An 8,472-nucleotide genomic window follows, 5' to 3' on the forward strand; every position below is an offset into this window, starting at 1 on the left:
ACAAGTGTCGTCTACTCGACAGATCTGAGCTAGCAGCATCAGCTAGCTCGAAGATGGACAAAGGTGTGTTTACCGCGATCGGCTTCAGCACACCCTTGGACAATTATCATTTATTCAGTACAAAGTGTAATGTGTTTTTAATGTCATAAAGAAGCATTTCTATTCATTCTCGAAACATCTATCTCATGAAGAAGCACCCGAATTTCTAAGCTGCCTGCTCGGCAGTGAAGAAAGAAAGCTTACAAGGGTACTATGCAGCTAATTTCTAAGCTGCCTGCTCGGCAGTGAAGAGCGATCCTATCATGTGTACGTTAGATTATCATTTCTAAGCTGCCTGCTCGGCAGTGAAGACGAAGCGCTTTGGGGCGTTAAGGCGAGTGTTTTTCTAAGCTGCCTGCTCGGCAGTGAAGTCTCGATTCTCCGCCGTCAGGGTTGGATGCATTTTCTAAGCTGCCTGCTCGGCAGTGAAGTCTGACTTCACCACGCGGACCTTTGCAAACCGTTTCTAAGCTGCCTGCTCGGCAGTGAAGCACTTTTGACTTTGGGGCAGGTGGGATTCATGTTTCTAAGCTGCCTGCTCGGCAGTGAAGTCCATTTAGAATCAATACCTATACGTCTGTCATTTCTAAGCTGCCTGCTCGGCAGTGAAGGTCCCAATAGTGACTTGTGTTGATTGGCTCATTTTCTAAGCTGCCTGCTCGGCAGTGAAGTTCGCAGATGATTTGTTGCGCGAGTCACAAGATTTCTAAGCTGCCTGCTCGGCAGTGAAGATCGACACTTTCAACTTACAGATCCGCGCAAAGTTTCTAAGCTGCCTGCTCGGCAGTGAAGTAGGATTAAGCGAGTTTTTAAAGCTGTTAGCATTTCTAAGCTGCCTGCTCGGCAGTGAAGCATGACGAACGCCATTACTCGATCGGCAATTTTTTCTAAGCTGCCTGCTCGGCAGTGAAGCCTCTCCATTTCATGCAACTGCTACTTTCGTTTTTCTAAGCTGCCTGCTCGGCAGTGAAGAGCGATTTGTGGTGTTTGTACCCAATTAGCAGTTTCTAAGCTGCCTGCTCGGCAGTGAAGTTAATGTTGCTGGGCATGAGATTCATCTTTGTTTTCTAAGCTGCCTGCTCGGCAGTGAAGACGGATACAACAGGGCCAACCGTACCACTTACTTTCTAAGCTGCCTGCTCGGCAGTGAAGACGTACAAATGGCATCATCACATTATCGCGTTTTTCTAAGCTGCCTGCTCGGCAGTGAAGAAGCGAGGAAGCATTAAACCGCTTTTGGTCATTTTCTAAGCTGCCTGCTCGGCAGTGAAGAGCCAAAAATGATTATTGCGAAGAATTTGAATTTTCTAAGCTGCCTGCTCGGCAGTGAAGAATCTTTGTCATGGCCGTTATCTGATTGTGTATTTCTAAGCTGCCTGCTCGGCAGTGAAGGTTGCCCACGCGATAGCTCGATTCCATCCATTTTTCTAAGCTGCCTGCTCGGCAGTGAAGCATGATATTTAGAGCCGCCGTAATAGAACTTATTTCTAAGCTGCCTGCTCGGCAGTGAAGTGTTAAGTTTATCGCTGAAAGCTTGATTATTAAAGAGCTTGATGGGAAAAAGTGAGAAAAACCCTATTTTTTAAATACCTTGCCCACCATTTAAAAATCAATGAGTTACGGGCAGAAGAAAAAATAGGGTCAAAAAGCTAGAACCAAGGGATGGTCGCCTGGGAACTAAAGCCATAGCTAGAGTATTCTCCTCTCACGGCTTCCTGAATGATATCTCCATGCTTCACATAAATACGCAATACGTTTTTATTTGAAAGGCTTCGCAGCTGCAAATACGGTAAATCCAATTGTGGTTGTTTGGTATCAGGAATTTTGTGCCGAGCCTCCTCCTCTGTTAACCAACCTTTTGCAACGGATCGCTTACGCAAGTTTTGTGGGCTTTTCCTTTGCACTCGTGAAACGGTGCGATAACCAATTAGATCGGATGGAACAGGCAGCACGTCGCCAACTTGAGTGTAATCTCTCAACCCTTTTAACCAAGGTTGTTCCATAAGTAACTCAATAGCTGGCTTAGAGCCATGTAAACGCAGTACATCACCTAGCACTCGGTCATGCTTAGGAAAGCTTACTGCAACCTGCCCATTGCAAGTTTGAGCCATCGAACGGTGGAATTTAGCAAATAAGTTATTCAACAACGCAGACGCCGTTATTTCGAGATCTGGCTCTACTTGAATATCAAGGTAGTGATCCATAATTACTCTCCGAAAACGCCACCACGAACCAACATCGCCATTAGGTAATGCTGCTCGTTTAGCGATGGTGTTTTATCTTTTAACATCCAGCTATCTAGGATGTTATAGAAATCGTTTTTTTCTTTTGGTTTACGATAAGCAATGCCGCGATTGGTTACGCTGCCATATGGTTCGATAGCGATCGGACCAAACTCGTTACTTTGAGGGTACCATGTATCAATGGTGCGCAGGGCGTTACCAATTTTTTGTGAGTGCATTGCCGCTTGACCGCTCAGTTGAAAGAGGATCTTACTTTTCTTATCCCCCGAGTTCATTACTAACTCCTGTGATGGGAACACAGTTTGCGCTTCGCCAAGTTGAACGTAAGCTTCTACTGTCAGTAGCGTTGCTTTTTCACCTAATAGTCCGAGCTCAATAACAGATGATATTTGCTCTAATTTATCATTGTTGTGATCAAATGATGTTAAACCAAGCTCTTGTGCATCGAATATCCATTGTTGTTCACCGTGGTTGATACGTACTTCAATTTGCTCTGCACCCACGCGGTTTCGCCACAAGAAACGCCCATTTGCTAAGTTCGTTGCATAACGTTTCGCTAACTCTTTAAAACCATTTTCTTGAACATAGGCAGCGATCTTATTAGCTAACTCAGACTGGTATTCTGGGTTGTTGCAAGTTGATGGCACAGCTAAGTTGCCCAACACACGCAGTGTAAAGGTGACTTTTAATGTGTCGGAATTAAATGGTAATGCCGCGTTATCAACGGTTTGTAGGTTTGCTTTTTCTACTTCTGCATCAATCTTGCTGGCTTTCGCGCCTTTTAAGCGATTTGAAATAGTGCCACGTACTGATTTTTCTGTCACTTGAATCGCTGTCCAGCCACTTTTTACAGTGCGATCTTGCCAGTTCCCTGACAACATGACGGCATCTGAACACGCAAGTTTAGATTCGAAAGCCAGTACCGAAGGGGTGGTTAATTTTGTCATTGTTATTTTCCTTAAAAATCTAATCCGTTATCACCTATTGTACCATCCTCTGTAACTTCTTGAGTCCGACAAACATAAAACGGAACTTGGTAACTGTATTGCCACATAATGTCTTGTAGTGATTCGAGCTTACTCGGCGATCCAACCCACTCACCAATACTGTGCACCGGCTCAACAAAGCTCACTGGTGTTTGGTTGTCACGCACATTGGCAACTTCTCCGGCAGAGTAGGTTGGTGCTATTTGCTTGTAACCAATTTGAATCGGCACTAGGTAACCTTTGGGCATTGCTACTTTTTTCCATTTCACTTTACCGCTTTCGTCAACGTCACTTAGTGGTTCGTCTGTCGCTGAAAATTTAAGTGCTGAAAAGTCCAACCAGTTCTTTAAAGAGTTACCACTTTGCTCATTCTTAGCAGCCAATAAGTCAGAACGTTCACGCAGCACAAAACCCGGTAATAAAGGACGCAAGAGCGCTTTATGGCAACCACTCTTAGCCAGTTCGCAACTGTCGATAGAAGTAATGTGCCCGCCAGCTAACTTATGCCTTTCAGCCAACGCTTTGATCGCCGCACATTGCTCATCCTGTATATGTTCACTAACAATATTGATACCGCTTGCTTTAATCACTAAAGAAACGGTTAAGTGCATACGCCCTTCTTCATTGATTGGCGCTGTCTTGCCTTCTTTTGTTAATGGGTTTCGAGTCAAGGCAAAAGAATAAGGTTCGTATTGATTTTCTCGATAAGCATGAACTTGATGTTGGTGACACATTATGCCGACATCGTCTAAACGAACACCGTGGCTTTGTTGTAACTTACGTGATAGTGCATGCACATAACCCAGAAAATGCGTAACCGCAGGAAAACCATAAGTAAACCCAGCAATGGCATTTGCATTACTGATGCGTATATTTTTTAAAATAAGATATTGTACGGTCATTAGTTTATTTCCCACAGTGCTTGCTTAAAGGCTTCTTGCCATTGATTTGATTCCACAAGGCCAAGTGAGAACGCATCTTTGGCAAAATGATTGACACTCGCGACTAACCAGCTACCGAAGGCTTTAGCAATATTTTGCTGCCATAGGTCATCATGCTGATCCCATTTGGGATTGCAAGGGTCAAGCCAACGACACTGAGCAACCGGAAGTTCGTTGGTATCGTCACTCCACCCTAGAGGCAATTGTTGCCATTGGTTTACTTTGGCAAACACCTCATCAATCACTTCATCAACTAACCGCTTAACTTTGTTTCGGATAGCTAAGTTACTTTCTCGCTCTTGCTGATTCACTTGGATCAAAAAGCTCACTAAGCGCCTGATAGTAAATCGTGTGGCATAGCGAAGCTCTGGATGAGTAAAGATATTGTCAATGTTTAATGGCACTTTAAGCTGCGATTGCCACTCTGGAGGGCGACTAGAAAATAGATAATTGCGACCACCACGACCAGAGTTAAGCTGTGATACATTTTGTGGTTTAGAACCACCAATAATCGTAATAGCTAGATTTGGGTATGCCACTACAGGCTTAGAATGCGGTACTTGTTTTTTACGAGCCTCTCGGGCGGCGACCATCTCTTGGCTAAAACGACTGTGATTAATCTCTTGGTAGATGGCTTGAGAAAGTGAAGAAGAATATAGAGGAGATAACAAGTGGTACTCGTTATTCGCGATGGGAAAATAAACTTGTTTTGCTAGTGTGTGGCTGCTTGGTGTGGCATCGAGCAAAGCTTGCTTCAAACCAATCCGCCACTCTTCTAGCTGAGCATTCGTTTTAGCAATGGCTTTCAACGACGATACATCATCTATTTTCAAGTAATCAAGCAAAGACTTACCGTTGTCGTCCGATAGTTGCAATAACCTTGCAACATCAAGCGCTGCAGCATTACCTACAGCGTCAATTGCAGGCATTTGTAGTGCGGCAGTATCCAAATAACGGTTGTCTTGACCTAAATCAACAGCCAGAACATTTGTGCCCTTAGCTGAGCTATGAGTCAATTTAATGGCATGCGTTGCCATGCTGATCTGTGAAGCTCTTTTGGCAGCGCTATCCAACCAACTTGCGGCATCAAAATCTAAACGTAGTTTTTCTCGCTTATTTGCAAATTTGACGTCAATACTCCCTATGCTTGATGCTGTCGTCGCCTGGCTACGTTCTTTTTCATAGTCTTTATCAAGCGCCTCAGATTTTATTCTATAACGTTCTAAAATATAGTCTTCTATCTTTTCAGTTAGCATTCACTATCCTTTATAGTTCGAAATCAACAACATATTCAATACGCCATTTTATGGATTGAATGAATATTTTTAATCCAATCGCTTTCAGACACTTCCATAGAAAATTAATATATTTTGCTTGCCTTGCACTCATACAACCTCATCTACCTATGTCAAGCTAATCCATTTCGACTGTATTGCAATGTAGTATCATGACACTGCTGTCAAAGCAGCTTAGAAGTATGTAAAGCTTTATTTTTTTACTACCGAACAGGTAGCTTACTGACTTAGCTCATTTCTTTACCTTCAAAAATTCCGAGCACTGGGTGATACAACCAGTGCTTGCCTAACTCGTTCTCGCGCGGTGCTCGTAAGCTAACCGACGCAAACTGAATACAGGTTTCTTGTAAATCGGTACCGTGCCATTCAGATAGCTGTTCAATAACATTTGGCAACTCCGCAGCCCCCCAAATTGAATTGCTATCATTCACAAATAACTCACCAAAAGGTTCAAAACCTGCCGACTCGATAAATTCATTCGACATCCTATCCCACTGTTTGAACACTGGGCTCTCATCAAGTTCATTCAACATACATATGTAATTAATAGATGGGTGACTTTGCCTAAATGGTGTCTGCTTTTGGAACTCCGCAAATAAATGTGCCTTACTACTGCTATACCACGGCTTAACGGTGTCTCTAAGTTGTAAATTCATAGCAAGATGTTCTAACTCGATAAAGCCATTCACTTGTCCTTTGTTTGTGCACAACTGACTTTTATCAGGCTCTACAAATCTAGGCGAAGAGCTAATCTCATGTAACTCGGAAGCTTCCATTTGCAAACATAAATCATGGGAGGAAAGCTGAAGGCATGGCCTCTCGTTACCATTTTTTATTAACCTAAAAGGTTGCTTACTTTCAAACCCAGGTTTTGAATAGGCTACTTTATCTTTGCCTTTAAGAGCCTTAACATTCTGATTTAATACTAAAATATTGGTACTTTGTGGTTCAATCCGTCTGTGTCTTTGCACTCGCCCTGCCAACTGGATTATCGAGCGCATAGAACTTGGTTCTACCACTGCCCAGTCGTAGTCATGATCTCGCCCGACTTCCGCCACGGGTGTCGCGAGTACCACAAAAATATGGTGTTGCTCGGGGTATTGCTTCAATGCGGCTTCAACCACTGACATTTTGATTACCCCTTGCAAATCGTCTCGGTCACGTTGTAACAACCCATCCAATTGTTGCTCTATGGCCGAGCGCACCGCTAAAGGATGCTGACTATGATAAATACAGTAATGGATGCGTGTATTTTCAGGTGGCGAGGTTGCGAACAAGTGCTTTGCTACAGCCACTAAAGGCTCAATATTGGCCATGCGAACAATACCTGCCGATACTGTTTTCCCTTTAGAGCTTTGCTGTTCAGAAACTGTTTTATGATCAACGGCAAGCTGAGTTATTCCTTGATATACGGTTTTAGCAAAGGTCTCGATAACTTGATGCCGCGGAAGTGGACTCTCTGCGATTTTCAGCCAGTCACCTTTATGTAGATGCTCGGAATGTTTGCTCAGCTTCTCTGCTCTAAGCTTTGTAAACTCATCGTGACTGGTTCTAAACTCGGTAACACCAGTAACACTGGTTGATTTTACCCCGAACTCATCAAACCATGCACATGAAACAGGTCGCTCGATTTGTTGGCCAAATACTTGGTTATACTGGGCTCGACCACTTTGATAGCAAGCAAATAAATGCATGACTAACGCTGGCGGTAGCGTGGCTGAAGACAGTAGAATACGAGAACCCAGTAAGCCTGAAAAATACACCAAACGCGCAAGTGCTGGGTCGTCTTCTAACGAAAAATCATCCGGTTCATCGAGAACCAAATCACTGGTTAGTAGGCGTAACATAGGCGCAATTTGTTGGCCTCCTGTAACACCTTCTGATACTGGAATAATATGATCTATGGTGCTAACCGAAAGAGGAGCACTCACTAGCTTATGAACGGCACCTTTATTTTCTAACCAACGATGTAAATACTGATTATCAACTTCGCCGTCATAACGCACATATTCATGTTCGGCAAAAATCTGCTCTGACTCACTGCCACTTACACCAGTCTTCTCTGATTTTTCTCGCTCTTCTTGCTGCTTTTGTTTATAAAACAGCTCTTTCACTGCTTGAGAGCCAATGTGCACTGCAAGATCATCATTATCTAAGTTCAACCTTTGCTGCAGCGCATCACCCGTTTGTAAGGTAAGGGTGCGTAGGCCTAATGCCACACTAAAACGACAGCCGATTGTCGGATTAGAAAGACCATACATAATACGTGCGTTACCAAAGGTTTTACCTTGGCCTGTGGACGCCATGTTTACACCGAAAAAACCTTGCTGCTCGGTTTGCTCCGCAATGCTGTAGGCACAGTCGTAGGCTTTATCTTGCCAGTGAAATTTACTGATTTTACTGCGACGCTTGAAGCCTTTGTGATTGGTGATAGCAGGCATTACGCCGCGAAGCTTGGGGATTGTTCGCGCCAATATGTAGGCATTATGAGCCACGCCCACGCAGTGCTCATCAAGCTTTTGTTTTGGCTTTCCTGTTTCTTTGTCGGTATTGGCATAGGCGTTGTAGTCTTCATCTTGCCAATAGGTGGTAGGCTCCCGTGAAGAGTAGGCATGATCAGCCAGCATCAACGCCATGCGAGCAATGTGTATTGGAAACGCTTTATCAAGGGAGGCGTACTCCACCAAGTTAGCTTGATTCAATGCGCGCTTCGCAAACTCCTTGGCTTTACTGCGCCATTTATAACTTCGCATTGGTGTACCGTGAGGAAACTCAGTAACAGCGTTTCTTTCTGATGAGGTAAACTTATCTATGTAGTGGTTAAGTGCGTTCCAATTAGCTCCAAAGCCGATTAGCCAGCAATCCACTTTATTCAAGTCTTGTTTTGGTCCGTCCCCAAGACATTTGGGTAATCGGTGATGAGATAAAATCAACCAGACAATACATTGGGCAAGCCGGCGACAGAGTC

The 8,472-nt window shown here is 43.9% G+C and carries 5 protein-coding genes and 1 CRISPR repeat array; all 5 genes read right to left on the reverse strand.

The genetic code is table 11. The features are described 5' to 3' along the window. Positions 1-202 precede the first annotated feature (202 nt). Positions 203-1,551: direct repeats of the CRISPR family, unit length 28 nt; unit sequence TTTCTAAGCTGCCTGCTCGGCAGTGAAG. Positions 1,552-1,688: 137 nt separating this feature from the next. After that, positions 1,689-2,243 (reverse strand): type I-F CRISPR-associated endoribonuclease Cas6/Csy4, encoded by a 555-nt coding sequence (cas6f, locus tag HW45_RS03625; protein WP_038224866.1) that lies wholly within the window; start codon positions 2,241-2,243, stop codon positions 1,689-1,691. 2 nt (positions 2,244-2,245) lie between these two features. Continuing rightward, positions 2,246-3,229 (reverse strand): type I-F CRISPR-associated protein Csy3, encoded by a 984-nt coding sequence (gene csy3 / locus HW45_RS03630; protein ID WP_038224868.1) that lies wholly within the window; start codon positions 3,227-3,229, stop codon positions 2,246-2,248. A gap of 11 nt (positions 3,230-3,240) precedes the next feature. After that, positions 3,241-4,170 carry a type I-F CRISPR-associated protein Csy2 gene (csy2, locus tag HW45_RS03635; RefSeq protein WP_038224870.1) on the reverse strand — a complete coding sequence of 310 codons (930 nt, stop codon included), beginning with the start codon at positions 4,168-4,170 and terminating at the stop codon, positions 3,241-3,243. Continuing rightward, positions 4,170-5,465 carry a type I-F CRISPR-associated protein Csy1 gene (gene csy1, locus HW45_RS03640; RefSeq protein ID WP_038224872.1) on the reverse strand — a complete coding sequence of 432 codons (1,296 nt, stop codon included), beginning with the start codon at positions 5,463-5,465 and terminating at the stop codon, positions 4,170-4,172. Before csy1 ends, csy2 begins: the two co-directional genes overlap by 1 nt. Before the next feature lie 266 nt (positions 5,466-5,731). After that, the coding region (cas3f, locus tag HW45_RS03645; RefSeq protein WP_038224874.1) for a type I-F CRISPR-associated helicase Cas3f at positions 5,732-8,472 on the reverse strand (2,741 nt) is incomplete at its 5' end.

Source organism: Vibrio sp. ER1A (assembly GCF_000733315.1).
GTDB classification, from domain to species: domain Bacteria; phylum Pseudomonadota; class Gammaproteobacteria; order Enterobacterales; family Vibrionaceae; genus Vibrio; species Vibrio mediterranei.